This is a genomic window from Salinarchaeum chitinilyticum, from assembly GCF_055390775.1.
On sequence record NZ_AP043888.1, the window covers coordinates 1,692,253 to 1,709,989 of the forward strand.

At 61.8% G+C, this 17,737-nt stretch carries 17 protein-coding genes; 10 read left to right on the top strand and 7 right to left on the bottom strand.

Annotated elements, in window-relative coordinates; genetic code table 11:
* Window positions 1-311: 311 nt before the first annotated feature.
* A complete protein-coding gene (locus ACZ5KP_RS08245; protein ID WP_460922577.1) occupies window positions 312-1,199 on the bottom strand; it encodes a hypothetical protein in 888 nt (295 codons plus the stop codon).
* A gap of 142 nt (window positions 1,200-1,341) precedes the next feature.
* On the bottom strand, window positions 1,342-2,724 hold the full coding sequence (locus tag ACZ5KP_RS08250) for a helix-turn-helix transcriptional regulator (protein WP_460922574.1): 1,383 nt from the start codon (window positions 2,722-2,724) through the stop codon (window positions 1,342-1,344).
* 171 nt (window positions 2,725-2,895) lie between these two features.
* Here ACZ5KP_RS08250 and ACZ5KP_RS08255 point away from each other — a divergent pair, with 171 nt between their 5' ends.
* The 7 genes from ACZ5KP_RS08255 (at window position 2,896) to ACZ5KP_RS08285 (ending at window position 8,286) form a co-directional block, all read left to right on the top strand.
* On the top strand, window positions 2,896-3,081 hold the full coding sequence (locus ACZ5KP_RS08255; RefSeq protein ID WP_460922571.1) for a DUF7554 family protein: 186 nt from the start codon (window positions 2,896-2,898) through the stop codon (window positions 3,079-3,081).
* A gap of 138 nt (window positions 3,082-3,219) precedes the next feature.
* Window positions 3,220-3,720 carry a 2'-5' RNA ligase family protein gene (locus tag ACZ5KP_RS08260; protein WP_460922568.1) on the top strand — a complete coding sequence of 167 codons (501 nt, stop codon included), beginning with the start codon at window positions 3,220-3,222 and terminating at the stop codon, window positions 3,718-3,720.
* Between the two features lie 580 nt (window positions 3,721-4,300).
* On the top strand, window positions 4,301-4,789 hold the full coding sequence (locus ACZ5KP_RS08265) for a cation:proton antiporter regulatory subunit (RefSeq protein WP_460922565.1): 489 nt from the start codon (window positions 4,301-4,303) through the stop codon (window positions 4,787-4,789).
* Window positions 4,790-4,948, top strand: coding sequence for a hypothetical protein (locus ACZ5KP_RS08270; protein ID WP_460922562.1), 159 nt, complete (start codon window positions 4,790-4,792; stop codon window positions 4,946-4,948). It begins immediately after the preceding gene.
* Window positions 4,941-6,158 carry a cation:proton antiporter gene (locus ACZ5KP_RS08275; RefSeq protein WP_460922559.1) on the top strand — a complete coding sequence of 406 codons (1,218 nt, stop codon included), beginning with the start codon at window positions 4,941-4,943 and terminating at the stop codon, window positions 6,156-6,158. Before ACZ5KP_RS08270 ends, ACZ5KP_RS08275 begins: the two co-directional genes overlap by 8 nt.
* A 162-nt stretch (window positions 6,159-6,320) precedes the next feature.
* Entirely contained in the window at window positions 6,321-6,968 is a 648-nt protein-coding gene (locus ACZ5KP_RS08280) for an ArsR/SmtB family transcription factor (RefSeq protein WP_460922556.1), read from the top strand.
* Window positions 6,969-7,380: 412 nt separating this feature from the next.
* Window positions 7,381-8,286 carry an outer membrane protein assembly factor BamB family protein gene (locus ACZ5KP_RS08285; RefSeq protein WP_460922553.1) on the top strand — a complete coding sequence of 302 codons (906 nt, stop codon included), beginning with the start codon at window positions 7,381-7,383 and terminating at the stop codon, window positions 8,284-8,286.
* A gap of 430 nt (window positions 8,287-8,716) precedes the next feature.
* Here the strand turns inward: ACZ5KP_RS08285 and ACZ5KP_RS08290 are convergent, their stop codons facing one another.
* Window positions 8,717-10,603, bottom strand: coding sequence for a transposase (locus tag ACZ5KP_RS08290; RefSeq protein ID WP_460922550.1), 1,887 nt, complete (start codon window positions 10,601-10,603; stop codon window positions 8,717-8,719).
* 148 nt (window positions 10,604-10,751) lie between these two features.
* Complete coding sequence (locus tag ACZ5KP_RS08295; protein ID WP_460922547.1) at window positions 10,752-11,894, bottom strand: hypothetical protein; 1,143 nt, start codon at window positions 11,892-11,894, stop codon at window positions 10,752-10,754.
* A gap of 240 nt (window positions 11,895-12,134) precedes the next feature.
* On the opposite strand from ACZ5KP_RS08295, the gene ACZ5KP_RS08300 reads away from it, so the two are divergent.
* Together ACZ5KP_RS08300 and ACZ5KP_RS08305 are read left to right on the top strand one after the other, a co-directional pair.
* Window positions 12,135-12,599, top strand: coding sequence for a hypothetical protein (locus ACZ5KP_RS08300; RefSeq protein ID WP_460922544.1), 465 nt, complete (start codon window positions 12,135-12,137; stop codon window positions 12,597-12,599).
* 210 nt (window positions 12,600-12,809) lie between these two features.
* Complete coding sequence (locus ACZ5KP_RS08305; RefSeq protein ID WP_460922541.1) at window positions 12,810-13,712, top strand: restriction endonuclease; 903 nt, start codon at window positions 12,810-12,812, stop codon at window positions 13,710-13,712.
* A 91-nt stretch (window positions 13,713-13,803) separates the two neighbouring features.
* Here the strand turns inward: ACZ5KP_RS08305 and ACZ5KP_RS08310 are convergent, their stop codons facing one another.
* A complete protein-coding gene (locus tag ACZ5KP_RS08310; RefSeq protein ID WP_460922538.1) occupies window positions 13,804-14,835 on the bottom strand; it encodes a CRISPR-associated protein Cas4 in 1,032 nt (343 codons plus the stop codon).
* 217 nt (window positions 14,836-15,052) lie between these two features.
* Between ACZ5KP_RS08310 and ACZ5KP_RS08315 the strand changes: the two genes are divergently transcribed.
* Window positions 15,053-15,802, top strand: a complete 750-nt coding sequence (locus ACZ5KP_RS08315; protein ID WP_460922536.1) for a hypothetical protein — start codon at window positions 15,053-15,055, stop codon at window positions 15,800-15,802.
* A gap of 44 nt (window positions 15,803-15,846) precedes the next feature.
* Here ACZ5KP_RS08315 and ACZ5KP_RS08320 read toward each other — a convergent pair whose 3' ends face one another.
* Both ACZ5KP_RS08320 and ACZ5KP_RS08325 read right to left on the bottom strand, forming a co-directional pair.
* On the bottom strand, window positions 15,847-16,881 hold the full coding sequence (locus ACZ5KP_RS08320; protein WP_460922533.1) for a Cdc6/Cdc18 family protein: 1,035 nt from the start codon (window positions 16,879-16,881) through the stop codon (window positions 15,847-15,849).
* Window positions 16,882-16,964: 83 nt separating this feature from the next.
* Window positions 16,965-17,735 carry a hypothetical protein gene (locus tag ACZ5KP_RS08325; RefSeq protein ID WP_460922530.1) on the bottom strand — a complete coding sequence of 257 codons (771 nt, stop codon included), beginning with the start codon at window positions 17,733-17,735 and terminating at the stop codon, window positions 16,965-16,967.
* Window positions 17,736-17,737 lie beyond the last annotated feature (2 nt).

Below are 17,737 nucleotides of genomic sequence, written 5' to 3' on the forward strand. Positions count from 1 at the left end.
TGGATGGAGAGGCGGCTAATCGACCGAAGGAGGAGTGACGTTCCGAACAGAACTGCGTCGTGGGAGGTGGGATGTAGGTGGGCCTAGGGGGCCCGTCGTCGCTGTCGTCGGAGAAGGGCGGCGGCGCCAGCGCTCACCGCTGGCGACTGTCGCGTCGCGCCGGGAGCGATGGTCCGCGTCATCGTGTAGGAACGTAGTCCAAGCGTGCTACTAAACGCTTTCGAGACGCAGACGGCCCGAACCGCCCGTTCGCGGGCGTTCGGCGTACGCAGACTCCCTACCTGACGGCCCCGGTCGCGAGGGGAGCAGCGTCAGTCGTTCGTGGCCGAGGTGGTCGACTCCGCACTGTCGGTCCCGTCCCCCTGGCCGGCGCCCGTGCTGCCTTCGGTCGTCTCGCCGTCCTCCTGTCCGCCGTCTTGCTCGTCGTCTTCCGTCCCGTCGGTACCGTTGCCGTCCTGCGAGCCACCGGCAGGCTCACCGCCCGCACCGTCACCGGGGTCCGAACCGTTCCCGCCGGAGCCCGGCGCGTCGGGCGGTCCATCGCCCATGCCGGGGATCGTCCCCGGGGAGTTCCCGGGCGGGCCGAACCCGTTGCCGACGCCGGGGCCCGCGATCGACTGGGCCAGCTCGCGGAGCTGCTGGCCGCCGAGCTCGCTGGCGCGGGTCCGCAGCTCGTCGATCGCCGCCGCGTCGACCCCGTTGTCGGCGAGGACGTCGGCGGGGAGCCCCTCGGCCACGGTCTGGCTCGCGTTGAGCTGCCTGGCGAGGCTGGAGCGCTCGGCTTCCACGGCGGCCATCCGGGCTGCGTAGGTGCCGTAGGTGATCGAGCCGTTATCGGCCCGGGCCGTGAGGCTCTCGTTCGTCGCCGCGAGGGCGTCGAGGCGCTGCTCGATCAGTGCGAGGCGCTCGGCGACCACCGCGGCGGTGGAGCCGTTCGTCTCGGCAGCGGCGAGCTTCACCCCGAAGGAGCGCTCGGAGACCTCGGCGTCGAGCGACGCGCCCTCCGCACCGATCGCGCCGGCGACCTGCTCGCCAGCCGAGATCGATCCGTTGGCGGACTGTGCCGGTGCACCCTGCGAGCCGGCGGCGTCGGAGCCGACGATCCCCGACGGGCCGGCGAAGCCGGGTGCGGCCGCCGCTGCCAGCGGGGCGAGGAGGAGCCCCAGCGCCAGGAGGCAGACCGCGGCGGGTCGTCTCATCGTGATGCTACCTCCGAGCGCCGTCCCCATATAGCGGGCAGACGCTCGCGCCGGATCAACGACGGTTTAGCCGAATTTACGCGCGTTTTTCCCCGCCGCAGTCTGGCGGTCCGCCGGTGACTCGCCGCGATCGAGATGCCGGTCATACGTCCATCTCCCCCGGGAGCGCGAGCACGTTCTCTCGCCCGATGCGGAACACCTCGATCTGTCCTTCCTCGCGCATCGAGGTGACCACCTGGCTCGTCTTCGCGTCGGTCCACTCCAGTTCGGCGACGACCTGCTGTTGTTTCAACCGACCGCCCTCGGCCTCGAGCAGGCGCAGCACCTGCTCCTCGTTCGAGAGCAGCTCCGCCGGGAGCTCCTCGTCGGGGGCGGCGGCCGCGGCCGAGCCGTCGGTCTCGTCGCCGGCCTCCGGTTCGCCGGCCGAGGCGTCGGCAGCTGTCGAGGTGTCGTCTGCCGCCGAGGCGTCGGGCGAGGGCGAGGCATCGGCCGCGTGCTCCTCGTCCCCGCTGTCGGCAGTCCCAGCGGCGGTCGCGGGTGGCGACGTCGCGTCGCCGCCCTCCGAGTTCGCAGTCTGTGACTGATCGCCCGCCGAGGCAGGCTGCTGATCGGACTCGCCACCGAACGACGCCGGAACGCGGAGGCGACCGCTGTGGACCAGCCAGGCCAGCACGAACAGTGCGACCAGCACCGCGACGACCAGGCCGGCGATCGGCAGGAGCGAGTCGTCCGCCGGAGGCGCGCTCGTCACGACGACGCGGGGCTCGCCGGCGAGGAAGTCGGTCTCGCCGCCTCGCCAGACGGCCGCCGTCTCGGTGCGATCGTCGGGCGCGGGGGAGACGGTCGTCGCCCGGTACTCCGCGGGCCAGCCGATCGTGAGCCGCGTGTTCTCCTCGAGGAGGAAGGCGTCGATGGCGGCGCCCGCCCGGAGACGGTCGCCGTCGACGGCGGCGAAGTTCGTCCACGTGAACTCGTAGGCGAGGACGCCGTAGCTGCTGGGCACGCCCTCGGTCCTGGTCGCGACGGTGAGGTTCTCTATCGCCATCTCGCGGCCGGTCGCGTCGCTGGCCGACGCCAGCGAGCCGGCCATCCTGTCCCGGAAGTCCGCCGTGTAGTTGCCGGGGTCGCTCTCGACGTCGGCCTCGAGGTCCGCGAACGCCGCCTCGTCGGCGTCGTCCGCCAGCCGGGTCCAGAGCTCGACGGTCCACTGGCCGTCGCCGCTCGCCCGGAGGTCGATCCGGATCCGCGTACGGTCGGTGTCGATCTCCTGTGCCAGCTCGGCAGCGTCCGCGGTCTGGCCGTCGGCGGCCGTCGCGGTTCCGGTCGCAGCGCCCGTCGAATCCACGGACTCGGCTCCGGCGGCGTCGCCCGAGAGGGTCGTGGTACCCGCGCCAGGCCCGGCCGGCCCCGCCGCATCGGTAGCGAGCGCTGGCGCAGCGAGGGAACCGACGAGGAGAACGGCGACGAGGAGGACCTGCCAGGGGCGGGAGACGCCACCGCCGATCCCCTCGCGTTCGGTATGCATCGAGGGAATCTGGGGCGCCGAGACGCAAAACCGCTATGGCACGGTCGCCACGCACGCCGTCGGACGATGGGCAGGCGCCGGGCGCTCGGCCGTCCTCGGGCGGTAGGGACGGGCTAGCGGATCCAACGCCGCGGCACAAGACATTTGGCGGACGGCGGAACAGAGCCGAGTATGTTCGGCAACCGAGGGAAGATCGACGTCGAGACGCTGCTCAAGATCGTGCTCGTACTGTTGATCTTGATGCTCGTCCTCGAGATCGTCGGCACGTTCGTGCACGCGCTCGTCGGCGTCGGCTCCGGGATCATCACCCTGATCCTCGTGGTCCTGATCCTCCTCTACCTCCTCGACGAGATCTGAAACTGGCCGTCGAGGCGGCGTCGGACCGGACGACGTGCGGCCGGGCACGTTGGACGAGGGACACGAGTCCAGAAACGGTCGAGGGGCTCGCCCGTACTGATCGACACCACTATTCGCCCGGCTCGACGAGCCACTGGCGTGTACAGCCTCAACGCCGCCGTCCCCGGCCGCGTCCGCGGGATCGCTGGCGACCTGTACCCCCAGCTCGCCGGCTTCGCCGACGTTCGCGAGGACCACTCGATCTGCGTCAAGCGCCTCGGCGACGACGAGCCCTACAAGACGCTCGCCGACCGGGCACGCACCGCGCTCGCCGACGCGCCGGCGTTCGAGGTCGCAGTGACCGGGATCGACTACTTCGCCGAACCGACCAGCGGCACGGCGCCCGTCGTCTACCTGACCGTCGAGAGTCCGGGGCTGGAGCAGGTCCACGCGACGCTGGTGGATTCGTTCGGAGCGCTGCCCGGGCTGGAGGGCGAGGAGTTCACGCCGCACGTGACGCTCGCTCGTGATGGGGACCTCGCGGACGCCGAGCGGCTGGCTGAGCGCGAGATCGAACCCGTGCGCTGGACCGTCTCGGAACTGGAGTTCACCGACGCGCTGCACGACAACGCCATCGGCTCGATTCCGCTCGGGGAGTGAGCAGAACCGGATACAGTGCTGTGATACTTGACTACAGAGTATTGCAATTGCTGACCGCGGAGTGAGCTGGACGGCAAAACCGCTGGAAGCCCCCTCCCGCTCGCGCCCGCTCACTTGCTGCGCGCTTTACTCGCTCCCGTTGGTCACTCGTTCAGTGCTTGCTGCGTGAGCGAACGCGAGCGGTCGGCCCCTTCCAGTCCCACCCGGTGGATTGAGGTAGGTCTTCGCTCCGGTGAATCGGCCAGTGGGGCGGAGCCAGCGGTCGATCTCCAGTGTTGAGCATGCCCGATTTTCCGCCGCGCTTCGCTCCTTGGGACGCATTCTGGGCGGGGCTCCGGAAGGGGCCGACCGGTCGGCGGATGTAACGAAGTAAGCACTGCAGCGAGCGATAGTGAGCGAAGTGCGCAGCGAGTTAGATCCGTCGAGCGGGAGGGGGCTTCCGTAGGCGTTGCGGTCCAGTCAACTCCCACGCTCCACTCTAATTAGTAGTCGAATCGATCACACGAGCGTGGCCAACACCGACGCAGAACGATAGCGTCCAGAGGCCCACCGTTATGGTCTCGGGCGCGAAACGACCGCCATGGACGTCATCGAGAGCGACCTTCCCGGCGTGGGGAAGAAACACGAGGTTGACCTGGGCGACGGATCGAGCCTCGTGATCGTGACGCACAACACTGGCCAGCGGGAGCTGTACCGCAAACCCGACGACGACGCCGACTCCGAGAAACTCGTCGAGCTCTCCGATCGGATGGCGCGGATGGTCGGGACGATCCTCGAGGGCGCGTACTTCCAGCCGGTGCAGTCCGAGCACGTCGAGACGATGCTCACGGAGGGGACCCTGCTGGAGTGGTACGCCGTCGAGGCGAACTCGCCGCTGGTCGGCGAGACACTGGAGAGCGCCGACGTCGGTCGAAACACTGGCGTGACGGTCGTCGCGATCCAGCGCGGGGAGGACGTCATCTCCGCACCGACCTCCCAGATCGAGATCGAGGCCGAGGATACCCTGGTCGTGGTTGGCGATCGGGAGAGCTGCGACGCCTTCGAGGCGCTGCTGAAAGGGGAGCAGTAGATGTCGGGGGCCGGGGAACCGCGCGGCGGAACTGCGAGCGGGGAGCGCTCCCGCGGCGAGACGACCTTCGTTGAGGAGGTCGGCGAGGAGCCGAGCGGCGGCACGGCGGCGAGGATCGACGGTACCACGCCGGCAGACGGGGGATCGAGCGGTGGCTGAACTGCTGACGATCGGCGCGCTGTTCGCCGCGATCGCCATCGCCAGCCTGCTGGCCGCCCGGATCGGCACGTCGGTGATCCCGCTGTACATCGTCCTCGGGATGGTCGTCTCGCCTGCTGTCGCGGGGGAGCTGGTCGTCGCGGGCTACGACCTCCCGGCGATCGAGACCGGGGAGTTCGTCGAGGTCGGGGCGGAGCTGGGGATCGTCTTCCTGCTCTTCTTCCTCGGTCTCGAGTTCAACCTCGACCGGCTGATCGAGAGCCGGAGCCGGATCGTCACCGCGGGGACGATCGACCTCGTCGTGAACTTCGGTGCCGGGCTGGTGCTTGGCTACCTGCTCTTTGGCACGCCGCTGGCGGCCTTCCTGCTGGCGGGGATCGTCTACATCTCCTCCTCGGCGATCATCACGAAGTCGCTGATCGACCGCGGATGGATCGCGAACGACGAGGCCGGGCCGATGCTCGGCACGCTCGTGTTCGAAGACCTCGCGATCGCCGTCTACCTCGCGATCGCCGTGGCGCTCGTCGCTGGGGGCGGCGGGGCGGCCGGGCTCGCACAGTCCGTCGGCCTCGCGCTGGGGTTCATCGTCCTCCTGCTCGCGGTCGTCCAGTTCGGCGGCCCGGCGTTCGAGCGCCTCCTGGCCGGCAGCTCCAACGAGTACCTGGTGCTCAGGGTCGTCGGCGTGACCGTCCTCGTCGCGGGGATCGCACTCGCGATCGGGGTCAGCGAGGCGGTCGCGGCCTTCTTCGTCGGGATGGCGTTCGCCTCGACCACCCACGTCGAGCGCCTGGAACGGCTCCTCGAGCCAGTGCGGGACGTGTTCGCCGCCATCTTCTTCGTCTGGATCGGACTGGAGACGGATCCGGTGCTGGTCGCTGGCGTCGCGGGACTGGTCGCGATCGCCGTGCTCGTCACCACGCCGACGAAGCTGCTCTCGGGCTATCTCGGCGGCCGAGCCTACGATCTCGGGCCGCGACGCTCGACGCGCGTCGGGCTCGGGATGGTCACCCGCGGGGAGTTCTCGCTGATCATCGCCGCGGTGGCGCTCGAGGGCGCCGGCGGGACGCTCTCGGAGACGGTCGCGGCCGACATCTACTCCTTTACCGTCGGCTACGTGCTCGCGATGAGCATCCTCGGGACGCTGTTGATGCAGTACTCCGAGCCGTTCGAGCGGATCGCCGTCGAACGGTTCGGGGCGGGCTCGGAGTAGCTCGCCGTCGCGGCGCTCGGGGACGGCACACCGGAACGGCGCACCGACGTCCCGATCGGGTGCGAGAAGCAGCTCGTCGCGAGCAATCGACGCCACGCGAAGACTCAAACGCGCCTTTGAGCGTTCCACGACACTAACCCAGTCCAGCACTGAGCCACCGGTATGGCCTCGTTACTCCCGCTCAAGCCGACCACGACCCGGGACGACCGCGAGGTGGAGCCGCGACTCGTCGGCGTCGACGATCCGGAGGCCGAAGAGGTCCTCTCGGCGATCTCCTCGGCGACGGCACGCCGGATCCTCGACCTCGTCTACGAGCAGCCCCGGCCCGCCTCCGAGCTCGCCGAGGAGCTCGACTCCTCGCTCCAGAACGTCAGCTACCACCTCGACCGGCTCGAGGACGCCGGCATCCTCGAGGTCGTCGAGGTGTGGTACTCCGAGCGCGGGCGCGAGATGGACGTCTACGCCCCGGGCAACAGCGCGCTCGTGCTCTACGCCGGCGCCGAGGAGGCGAAACCGTCGCTCAGCGACGCCCTGCACCGCGCGCTCGGGGCAGTGGGGATCGTCGGCCTCGCGAGCGCACTGATCCACACCCACGCGACGGCGGGGCAGAATACTGGCTCCGACGTGGGGATCATGGGCGAGCAACCGGCCCGGTCCGACCCGACCTACTGGGAGACGATCGTCGAGTTCGCGACCGGGCCGGGCGGGACCGCGTTCGCTGCGGGCCTCCTCGCGATCGTCCTCGGGTTCCTGGCCTGGTACTGGGTGGCCTATCGTGGTGGGGATCGGTCCCGCGCGTGGCAAGCGTGAATGTGCCCAAATACTGAGAGGGCGGGCGATCGGTTTCCCGGCGGCCCGCCGGCGATACCGATCCCCCCGCATTTGCCCAGAGCACGGAGCCGGCGGACCGACGTGTGGCAGTTCGGCCCAGCGCGATCGTGCCGAATGCAGTGGCTCCGGGAACTGCATCCAAAAATCTCTATAGGCCAGCCGGGGTTTTTCTATCATGCCCTCCCGCCGTTCATTTCTCGCAACGAGTGGTACACTATTGTTCGGTGCGCTCCCCGGCTGCTCCGGACCACTGCTCTCCCAGTCGTCGGAAGGAACACGATGGACAGCCTCGGTACCAGACCCAACGTCGCTCTCTCCGCCGCGCGTGACGAACGGGTTGGTCGCGGTCGGTGGGTCCCGGAACGGACAGCCCGAAAACTGCCGGCTCACAGTGTTCGATACGGCCGAGGGGACCCACCAGTGGGACGTCGACCTCGGACGGATGACTGGCCTTGCCGCTTCGGACGGGCGGATTTACGTCGGTGAGAGGGGCGGTCCTGGTGGCACCCAGGGGAAGATCTACGCGTTTCGTGCAGCGAGTGGCGAGCAGCTGTGGACCCAAGGAGTGAACAACCTCGCCTCGGCCCTCGCCGTCGAAGATACGACCCTCTACGCGGCGAACGGCTCACTCGCAGCACTCGAGACGAGTGACGGCACGGTCCGCTGGGAGCGGTCGTCGGTCGCTGGGAGCAGCTTCACTGTGATCGTCGCACCGGACGACCAGCTCGCAGCCGATGACGCGGCGGTCTATTTCGGTGATCGAGAAGGCACAGTCGCGCTCTCCCCCGCTGACGGAACCCTCCAGTGGGCCTGGCGGCCGGACGACTGGCCGGGGACGACGGTCGGCCCTCGTCCAACCGATGATCGCGTATACGTCGGCGGCGACGGGATCGTCGCAGGACTCGACCGGGAAACCGGCCAGCTTCGCTGGCGGTCGTCGTTCGGAATGGATGCCAGAGTCCAGGGGTTGCACCGAACGGAGTCGTCGCTGATCGTTGCCGAGTCGACGACGAGACCGCCCTCGGGGACGTTCGGGACGCTGTACGAACTCTCACTCCAGAACGGTACCGAGCGCTACGAACGACGGTTTTCGGCACCCGTGGCACGGACGACAGCGACCGCAGATTCGTTCGTCGTGGGGACGGACTCCGGACAGATAGCGTGGGTCGATGGACTGTCGTCCTTCGAGCAGACGACGATTTCGAGTGAAGCGTTCCTCCTCGGAGCCGGTGACGAACGGGTGTTCGTACAAACGGCAAACGGCACGCTCTACGCCCTCGCCCATCCTCGACGCTGAGCGTATGCCCGCTGGCGTTCGTCGCAGCCGACACTACACGAGCGAGAGCGAGAACGTCCGGCCCCACGAGTGAGTGCGAGGCGTTGCGAAACGCTGCTGCGCTCGGTCTGCTACGCTGAAACCGTCGTCTCTGGCAGCGAAGCGCTCACAGCTAGCGATTTCGATGTGAATTCACGATCGAGGCAGAACGATCGGTTCGTCCAGGCGGGTGCTCGACCGCTCGAACAGGCAGAGGTTCGGAGGGTAGAAATTTTACAAATGGTTGCAGGGGTGATCGGGTGTCTGACTGGTCCTGAGCGCTCAGCAGCAGCTCGATCGTGACCCTACGCGAGAAAACTATCTAATCCTGATACGAACTCGGGAAATAAACAGTTGAGGGGTAAATGCTCAGCTATCGAGAATGAAGACGAGCGCCGGAGGAAACTGGCCGTCAGTCGGGCGGGTCGAGCCCTCGCCTACGGAACATCAGGATGAACGATGAGGAGAGGAAATCTGGCATCGTCAAGAGTGGCGGGAGGCGATCGTCGAGCGGTAGTCGCCCGTAGTCGTCGTACGCTTCGCTGGTAAGCGTCTTCAGTGCGTGATCGGTGAGACGCCAGAGGTTATAGAGGAGGCAGTTGAAGACGAAGGAGAAATACCGCATTCGGTAATCCTTCGACGCAATCGAAGGTGTCAGCGGCTTGATAGTCTTGTATTCATTCTCGATGTCCCATCTTTTCGAGTACCGGTCGGTCAATCGGAGGGCTTCCTCTGCGGAGATATCCTCGCGGTTCGTGGCGAACGCGGTGTAGTTGACATCGCTGGCCTTCTTCACGATCCAGTCGTCCTTCTCCGCCGGGACGAACATGAAGTTCACGTCGTGACTGTAGTTGTCGGCATCGACGGTGTCATCTCGTTCCAGATCGATGTACGGCGTTCCTTTGCGGAGATAGAGTGAGGCGGGTCGGACGCGACTCTTCAGGGTCGGGTCGTACCGGACGACGTTCGTGTCTTCGCGTAGCCCTGACGAGTTCTGCTTTTTCGGGATCAGATAGTCCACGTCGTGGTACTGGTCAAGGACGTGGTAGACGCCGTGCTGATCGAACTCTCGATCGGCCATGACGAGGTCGATGTCAACGATGTCGGTGGCTTGGTCCATGAGCCGATCGACGGTCTCCGCCCAGGAGACTGACTCCCCGGAGCCGCCCTCCCAGGTGGAGTCGTGGCGGACCGGTTCGACGGCGAGGACGATCGGGGCGTTACGGCCGACGATGGTGAGGGTGGCGTACTCGTAGGCGTAGTTCTTGCCTTTGCGCCCGTTGATCATTTCGGGGTAATCGTCCTTCGGGACGCGTGTTGCGCCAGTTTCCTTATCTACAATAACTGGTTCGTCGTCGGGCTCCACGTCGTCTTCGCCTTTGTAGGGGGTTACGCTGACGGGGACTCGGACCGTGTCGATCGCTGCGATAAACGGCTTGGAGAACTCCGCAGTGGGCTCAATGAGTGAGATGAGATTCTCTACCGCGTCGTTGAACTGTGGGGTGATCGTGTTGGTGATTTGCCGCCACTCGGGGACGAGCTGGTCGCCGCTGGTGAAGTCGTCGAAGGTGTACTGGTAGGATGACGGCTTGCCGAGTTTCTTCACTGCGCGGACGTGCGTGTCGTGGTGGAGGGCGTTGCCGCGGAACTTGTTGAAGGTACGGAAAGCTGAGGGTGTTCCTGCTCGGTCGTTGAGGCTCATCAGGAGCTGGTGCTCCCAGACGGAGCGGTCTGGGTGAACGACGTTATGCCGTCGCCCGGTATCGAGTGCTGGACAGATCTCGTTCAACGTTGCGGACATGATGTCCGGGGCGTGGTCGTCCACGTAGTGGTGGATCGGGATAGTGGATTGCTGGACCTCGTCCGGTGATGGAGTCTCAGGCTCTTTGAGGTGTTTCGAGTGAATATCGCGTTCCTGGGCGGCTTCTCGGATCGCTTCGGCAACGTCGTCGAGTAACTGGCGGAGGGCAAGCGAGAACCGGGTCCGTTTCGTGTATGAAAGTGATTGTTGTCTGGGCGTGCGGTCGAATCCGAATCTGACCTGCAGGTGCGGCCAGTTCGCTACGCGATCCGTGACATCTTCCTGGCCAAGGCCGGTGATCCGCATGTAGAGGTAAAGGCGGACCATTGGGTCAAACTCGAAGGTTTTGCTCGTCGTGATGTTGTACCGGTCGTGAAACTCCTCCGCGGGGAGATCGAGATTCTTCAGCACCCTGGACACGTCGTCGTGAACGTCAAGTAGTGAGGTGGCCTGGGTGACGAGCCTGGCCTCGATCGGGTCCGGGGCGTCGTCGGTCATCGGCCGACCTCCGAGAAACGCCGAGGCTGCTGGCTCGCTCGCTGGTCGCTGCGCTCGGTGCCCCGGACCGGACTCGGGGCGAGCGTCGAACGCGACCGTGACGACGAGCGAGCGGGAATCATGACCGGCGATGCGCGAAGGGGTGCGGTTACTCGTGGGCAGCCCACTCGCCGGCGGCTTCCATGGCTCGGCGGTAGCGTTCGGTCTTGAGGACTTCCTGGAATCGAGCGAACGTCAGCGCGGAGGCCTCAGCGTCTGACTCCGCGGCGAGCCGGTATATCGCCAAATTGTAGGCGTTGATCTCCGCAGTGATGCTCCTGCACTGGTGCAGGGGCAGCCCCGTCTGGTAGACCGATTTTTCTAGAAACCGCCGTCGGAATAGCCTGCAGAGCACCTCGGCGTTCCACCGCTGTTTCTGCTGCTCTGCAATCTTCTCCGGAGCCTCCAGAGCAGTGTCCCTGTTAGTGATGAACGGCATGAAATCCGTCTCTTCACCGAATGCTTCGCTCGGTGAGGCGACGACGTGGGCAGTAGTCTCACTGTCCGCTCCGGCGCTGAACGTCGTATCCGCCGCAACCGCAGGTCCATCGCCTCCGTTGCCCTGCTGCTGTTCGATGGCCGTTGTGATCTCCTCGGTTCGTCGGGCACTGATGATGTACTCGTAGTTTCGGCGATCCAGCTCGGCGACGACGCCTGCGGTGCTGAATCCACGATCTGCGAGAACGGTATCAACCGCGACGTGTTCGCTGGCGGCGTTCAGGAGTAGGCGTGCGATTTCGTCGGGATCAGGGCCGTTCTCGCCTTCGATACATTGGACACCAGCCAGGGGTTCGATGCTGAGAACGATCGGGACCGGCGTCGAAACGGCAACTGCGATGGCCAGGTGAGGCTTCTCCCAAGAGTGGTTCCGGATCCCTTGCTCTTTCTCCTCTGGACGCGGTTCCGTCTCATTCCAGTGCGCCCTGTCGAACGTGATGATGTCGATCGCAACGGTCTCTCCCCCGGTGCAGGGATTTCGATTGACGGCTTCGAGGAGTGTCTCGATGGACGTTCGGTAGGCAATGTGCGCGTCGGTGCGCAGGCGCGCGAACGCACGTGATCTATCATTGTTGTCCGCGAGTGCGGTAGTGTCGGTGACCCATCGCGGCGTATCGCCGAGCAGACTGACCTTCTGCAATGCGTTCTCCGGGTCTGGCTCGACTTCCTCGACTGCTGGAAGTACGGCTGCTCGCGCGTTCTGTCGTGCTGTTCGGTCCGTCGGCGACGGTTCGTTGTCGTTTGCTTGCGTCATGGTTGGGCAGGGCAGTCCGGAATGGTACACATTGTACCTAATTTGCCGGGGTGGCGGTTCCGAATCTACCCACCCTATCCTTATGGATCGGGGGCCTTGAAGGGGTTAGAACGCCGTTAATGCTACTTCAGGTATTTTCCGAATCGACGCGTCAACCCACACTAATAGTTTGAACTAAACTCAAGATATACATTGAACCGAACGTTTCTTGCCGAGGCTACCGCAAACAGGTGCAACGCCGTGGTTGATAGCAGCGACTCCGCAGATACAGGTGGGCCGCCATCACCTGAGGAGTTCACCGAGGACGAGATTGAGCGGATCGGAGATTTCCTCGCACGGAAAGGCGCGGTGGTGCTGCTTTCGGAACTGCAGGACGGAGCGAAGCGATTTGTCGCGCTACGTGAAACGTTGCGAGTCTCGCCGGCAACCGTCCAAGACCGGATAGATGAAGCGAAGGAAATCGGGCTTGTTTCTGAAGATCCGGATTACACTGGTGGTGGTGGATACAAACGTCACCCGTTAACCCCCAAAGGCCGAGTCATTGCGGACGAACTCCAGCTCACCGATCTCGCTAGGATTCAGAAGGAGATCTGGAAACTGGAGGCCGAATTCGACGAACACCTCGACGAGTTCGAGAGCTCGCTCGCGGAGAAGACCTCCGAGCTAAACGACGAATTCGCCCGACACCTCCACAATCAACTCTAGACCGAGTCGATCCACGCGACTATTCTGGATATTGTTCTGAATCTATTGCTGGAAGAACACTACACCGTTGCTGACGACTATCTGGATTGGAGGGGACGGGTAATTTCGAGATACAGCTAAATCCTCTTTGGTAGCAGTTCGTCGTTACGATCGTATCCTCAATCAGTTGGGAGGGATAGTTTCTTTTTGGTAAGAAGAGAAGATTCAGCAATGCCCGACCCACAGGATTTGATGCCTCTGGAATCAACCTCGTATGAGAAACTCGTAGCTGGACTCTCGGTCGAGGTTGACGAGGTTGACGTTGAGCATCAGTGTGATTATGCGCTTGAAACAGGTGGAGAGAAAGAAGTTGATGTGATGATCTGGGATCGGAGGTCGGAAGAGGAAGAGAAAATTCTCGTTGAATGCAAATACCATGGGTCAAACTTAAACCAAGGATATGTGGATGAGATGGTCGGGCTGCTATGTCAGTCTGATGTAGATAGGGCTATCCTCATAACGAAGACTGGCTTTCAAAGCGGTGCCTTAGAGAGGGCAAGATCCCTCCAAGATACGGATATGAGGGTTGACTTATTCGAACTGAGATTATACGATGAAGAAGAAGATTTCGAGACGACAATCAACAGTATTACCACCACAATCAATATTCCATCTCCTGATGTTAATATTGAAGAAGCCGTTGTTTCTCCCGTGACGGAGGCAGCTGAAGACCATGAGATGGAGTTTCAATTAAGTATGTTCCAGAGTCCCGAAGTAGTTACTTTGGATGGTGAACCAACTGGTGAGATGCTATTCCCCCGCTGGATTTCACAAGTTGAAAGCACTTACAGTGAGCATTTGGAACCAAGTTTTCAGGAAGAGAATTCCTCCAGTTTCACCGATACAGCGGAATTTGATGATACGTATATAGCTGAAGGAGATGCGATATTTGAGATTGAATCGATTGACTATGAATTGGTCATAGATTGGGTTCCTGTTCTGGAATCAGAAACCACGCTGGAAGATGTAGTATTTGATAGGTTCGACATGGTTTTAATCGACGCACTAGATCAGAGGCGAGACTACATTAATTCCGAAAATGCCTTGGAAGCATTCTTGGCGGCATCAAGCTGACTTTGAATATTGTCAGGTCCGGATAAGAGTACCCCCATTCATGACACATGCCCTGATCAATAGCTGACGCACTGCTGACTGATGATGCACCTCATTCCAATTTTGGATCGGGTTCAGTTGGTCCAGGGACGGTGAGTGAAACTAGTTCGCCATCCTCAGCACACTGTTCACATAACGTAGACCGCCCCCCAGCGTCAATCGTATCCCACCCGTACGTTGCCCCACATGTTGAGCACTCCCAGTCGAATACTCCATGCTTTTCGGCTAACGATGGGAATTCCTTCGCCAACGTCGGTGTCAACTTGGCGTCCGGGGCTGCGTCGAAGTACTCCACCAACTGTTGCTTCCGGTACGAATCGAGCCCAGGAAGCAACCCGGTGAATCCCTCATCATGGAACGGAGCATCAGTCTCGCCACACCGATTTCTGAATGGGCACGTATCGCACTCCCAGTCGAATGTCGGGTCACCTGGCGGGAGCACATCGTCTGCCCTGTACTGCGTTTGTTGCTCCATCCACTTGACGACCGTCTCGGTCCAGAACCGCTCATCGAACGGGACGTGGAATGCTGCGAGATCCAGCGTATCCCGGCTCCCGTACAGCAGCATCCCGTCCCGAATCGACCGATCGTGCTGGCCATCCAGGGCGTGCATGTACGCGTGGAGTTGCGCCTCGTGGTGAGGCTTCGGCCCGTCAAGATACTCCAATGAAGAAGTCGTCTTGATCTCCGTCACCAGGATTGGGTCCCCGTCGGGATCTACGATCACTGGGTCGGTCACGCCCTTCACTCGGACGGAGCTACTCTCCGTCTCGATTTCGGTGTCGATCCACATTGAGTTCCGGACATACGTGTCCTCAGTGGTCACCGCCTCTAGGAGGTATGGGACGATGATTTCCTCTTCGAACTTTGAGCCGACCCAGAACAAGCCCTGCGGTGGGTCCCCCTCTTGCGGAGCATTCTCCGCGTAATACCGGACCTTTCGATGGCATTGCAGCAGTTTGCTCGGGGAATGCTTCTTCGCGCTTGGGGGCGGAGAAGCGCCATTGAAGTACGGTCGTCCCTCCAAGATATTCTCGGTGAACTGCTGCTCCTGGTACCAGTTGTTGAACGACGCGTTCGACACGGCGTCTACGATCTGTGCTCGCCGCAAGGTCTCGGGTTGGCGGTCCGAGGCGGCCGAGAATCGAATCGGCACCGGACCGGTCTCACGATCTCCAGACATTACACTGGGATGCTGCCCAGCAATCGGTATAGGAATCGGCGTGCAGTTTCCGAAACTAGATCACTATACTGCTAACGCAACCGAATATTTACCTCACAAGACGACTACCCTTCGCCCAGTGACACTCTTCGAAGTTATCTCCTCTAACTCGATCATTGCCGGAACGATATCTTCCCTTATTGCCGGCGCTATCTTATGGCTGATTCGACGACGATATCGACAGAAAAGAGCTGCTCGGCAGTGGTATGGGGAAGCCACGGGGCTACTCTCAAATCATTCTCAAGCAAGCAAGACGGCGACGAGATACCGAGACGGCGTAAATACCAGAGCCCTCCCCGATCTCTTTGATGACTTGGACAGGGAAATCATGAGACACGCCAATGAAGCGCCGAAGCGCGTGTCTCACTCAGCGAAATTAGAACTCGCCATGATCGGTGCGTTCACCACCGCACTTACCTCCTTAACCGAGAAGAGCACGGAGACAGACACTCTTGAATTCCTCAAAACGGTCCAAAACGATGCTATTCAGAACTTCGACGGCGATTACACCATGGATGATCTTGAGGCCCTGAGTTCATCATTTGACTTTGATGAATTTGCCCAGCAGATTGATAGGGATATTGAGGTTGACGAAGATGTGGCTCAGCAGCTCCGTAGTGAATTCCATGAGGAATCCCTTGAAGCGGGCCACCCGACTACGATTGAAGAAGCTCTGAACATACCAATTGAGACAGTTCAGAATGCTTTCGCTTCTGACGAGGATTTCAACTTAGTAGTGGACGATGCACTTGAGGCGATGGTTTCAGTCATGACTGACTTTGCCAAAAACACTCACAAGAAGATGGAGCAGCGGAAGGAACGCGTCTGAAAGTCATCCCATCACCCTGTGCGAAGACTATTCTCTGAGTCAAATCAAACGGTCGCCGGGGGATTCTGGGTTGACCCAGTTCTCGCTTTGTACGTTCGCCCTTTCGTGTTCCCCTGCGCCGAGACCAGATTGTAGTGCTCCAGCTTCGACAAGTAGTTCCTCACCATGCGCCGGGATTTCGGATCCTCCGCCTCCTCGCAGTAGGCGTCGTACAGTGGCTGCGGCTCGATTTCTCCATGCTCCGAAATGATCTCGTACAGAATCTCCTGCTGGGGAGTCAGCCGATCAACGGTTTGCTGACGAATTTCCGATTTCGCTTCCGAAACCACGTTCCGAATCATCTCAGCGGTAATGTGCTCGCTGGACGCGTCTCGGGCCTGCCGCGCAGCCCGGCGCAACGTCCCGATCGCCACTCGGGCGTCCCCGCCGGCGTTCGCGGCGATCACCTCCAACTCCGACCGATCGATCGCGTCTGCAGCGAGGCCCCACCGGACGCGATCTTGGAGAATGGCGACGAGCTCGTCCTCGCGGTACGCCTGGAAGTGGATGTGCTCGCAGTCGGTCAGTCGGCTGTTCAGCCGGTCGTCCATCGACGCGAACAGCCCCTTCTCGTCGTTAGCGATCAGGACCATCGTGAGATGCGGCATCCGGTACAAGTCGTACAGCAGCGCCTTGTCCTCCAGCTGATCGACCTCGTCCAGGATCACCACGTACGGCGTCTCGTCGGCCTCACGTAACCGGTCCAGCAGCACGTCCGTCGGGGTGGACTGCCGGTGAACGTCCACTGTGCGGCCGATCCCATCTAGCAAGCGGTACAGCGTCTGGAAGCGACTGTGGTCTTCCCAGCAGTTCACGTACTGGTGGTTCAGATCGACCACGCTTCCGCGCAGCTGTTCCACGAGGAACTGGGCGATACAGGTCTTCCCCACCCCGGTCGGCCCGTGCAGTAACGCCGGGTCGGCCTGCCGGCCGTCGGTCAGCGGGTCGAGCACGCTGGAGAGGTAGTTCACCTCCGCGTCCCGGTGTTGCACTTCCTTCGGGGTGAACTCCGGTTGGAGCACCCGTGCGTCCGTGATCATGAGTCACGTCGACACGTATCTGGACAGTAATAATTGGCAGGGTGTAATTTCCGAAACTTCCGAAAAGCGGGGGACTAATGAGGTTAGTCGGTTTTGGCAGTTGGGTAATCGTGGTGAGCCACTGTATCCTTGAGATAATTGATTTCAGCACCAGTTATCGCTTTGATTTTCTCTTTGTTCGAATACATGTGGTTCTTGTCGGATGAGATTATAGTGCTGACAAATCCCGTGTCTTCCAAATGACCTACCTCTGAGATAATTACCGTGTCTATGTAGCCGTTTATGAATCCGTCAATCTCTGAAAAGTACTTTTCTCGCTGGTCTTGGGAGACGGAGCACTCCGTCACCCTCTCACGGATTTCCTCGCGTTTCCTACGACCACCGTCAATTATGGTATCAAACAGTACCTCTCCAATTTGACGAGCAATAGGCAAGGTCAGTTCTCGATCGCCCAGCTCATCGGAGATGAAATCTCGAAGCGTTGGGCGAATATATTCCTCAATCATCTCGGGATCCACTTCGTCATCTATCTGCATCGTGGAGATGACATCCTCAACGAGCGTCTCAATATCCAATTCAGAATCGTCGTAAGAATCGATCTTTAGATCAAATGGAATTTGAGCTGCCTCCGCCATGGCAATAATGTCACCAAACCTGCCTTCTTCAGTTTCCCAATCGACATCGGTTGACTCCAGGTAATTATTATCAGTGCTGTTGCAGTACTCGAAGATGACTGCTTCGTTCACATAGAGCGAATTATCGGAGTCGAATACCTCCTCTGACTCGGAATGCCACATGTCGTGGAGAAATGTATAGCCGATGACCACCCCGGTATCCAGGAAATATCGTGCCATAG

Bases quoted from the DNA above. Each gene is read 5' to 3' on its own strand.
- ACZ5KP_RS08265 (WP_460922565.1), top strand. From the start codon at position 4,301: ATGGACGTCATCGAGAGCGACCTTCCCGGCGTGGGGAAGAAACACGAG.
- ACZ5KP_RS08255 (WP_460922571.1), top strand. From the start codon at position 2,896: ATGTTCGGCAACCGAGGGAAGATCGACGTCGAGACGCTGCTCAAGATC.
- ACZ5KP_RS08290 (WP_460922550.1), bottom strand. From the start codon at position 10,603: ATGACCGACGACGCCCCGGACCCGATCGAGGCCAGGCTCGTCACCCAG.
- ACZ5KP_RS08245 (WP_460922577.1), bottom strand. From the start codon at position 1,199: ATGAGACGACCCGCCGCGGTCTGCCTCCTGGCGCTGGGGCTCCTCCTC.
- ACZ5KP_RS08305 (WP_460922541.1), top strand. From the start codon at position 12,810: ATGCCCGACCCACAGGATTTGATGCCTCTGGAATCAACCTCGTATGAG.
- ACZ5KP_RS08270 (WP_460922562.1), top strand. From the start codon at position 4,790: ATGTCGGGGGCCGGGGAACCGCGCGGCGGAACTGCGAGCGGGGAGCGC.
- ACZ5KP_RS08325 (WP_460922530.1), bottom strand. From the start codon at position 17,735: ATGGCACGATATTTCCTGGATACCGGGGTGGTCATCGGCTATACATTT.
- ACZ5KP_RS08320 (WP_460922533.1), bottom strand. From the start codon at position 16,881: ATGATCACGGACGCACGGGTGCTCCAACCGGAGTTCACCCCGAAGGAA.
- ACZ5KP_RS08280 (WP_460922556.1), top strand. From the start codon at position 6,321: ATGGCCTCGTTACTCCCGCTCAAGCCGACCACGACCCGGGACGACCGC.
- ACZ5KP_RS08250 (WP_460922574.1), bottom strand. From the start codon at position 2,724: ATGCATACCGAACGCGAGGGGATCGGCGGTGGCGTCTCCCGCCCCTGG.
- ACZ5KP_RS08295 (WP_460922547.1), bottom strand. From the start codon at position 11,894: ATGACGCAAGCAAACGACAACGAACCGTCGCCGACGGACCGAACAGCA.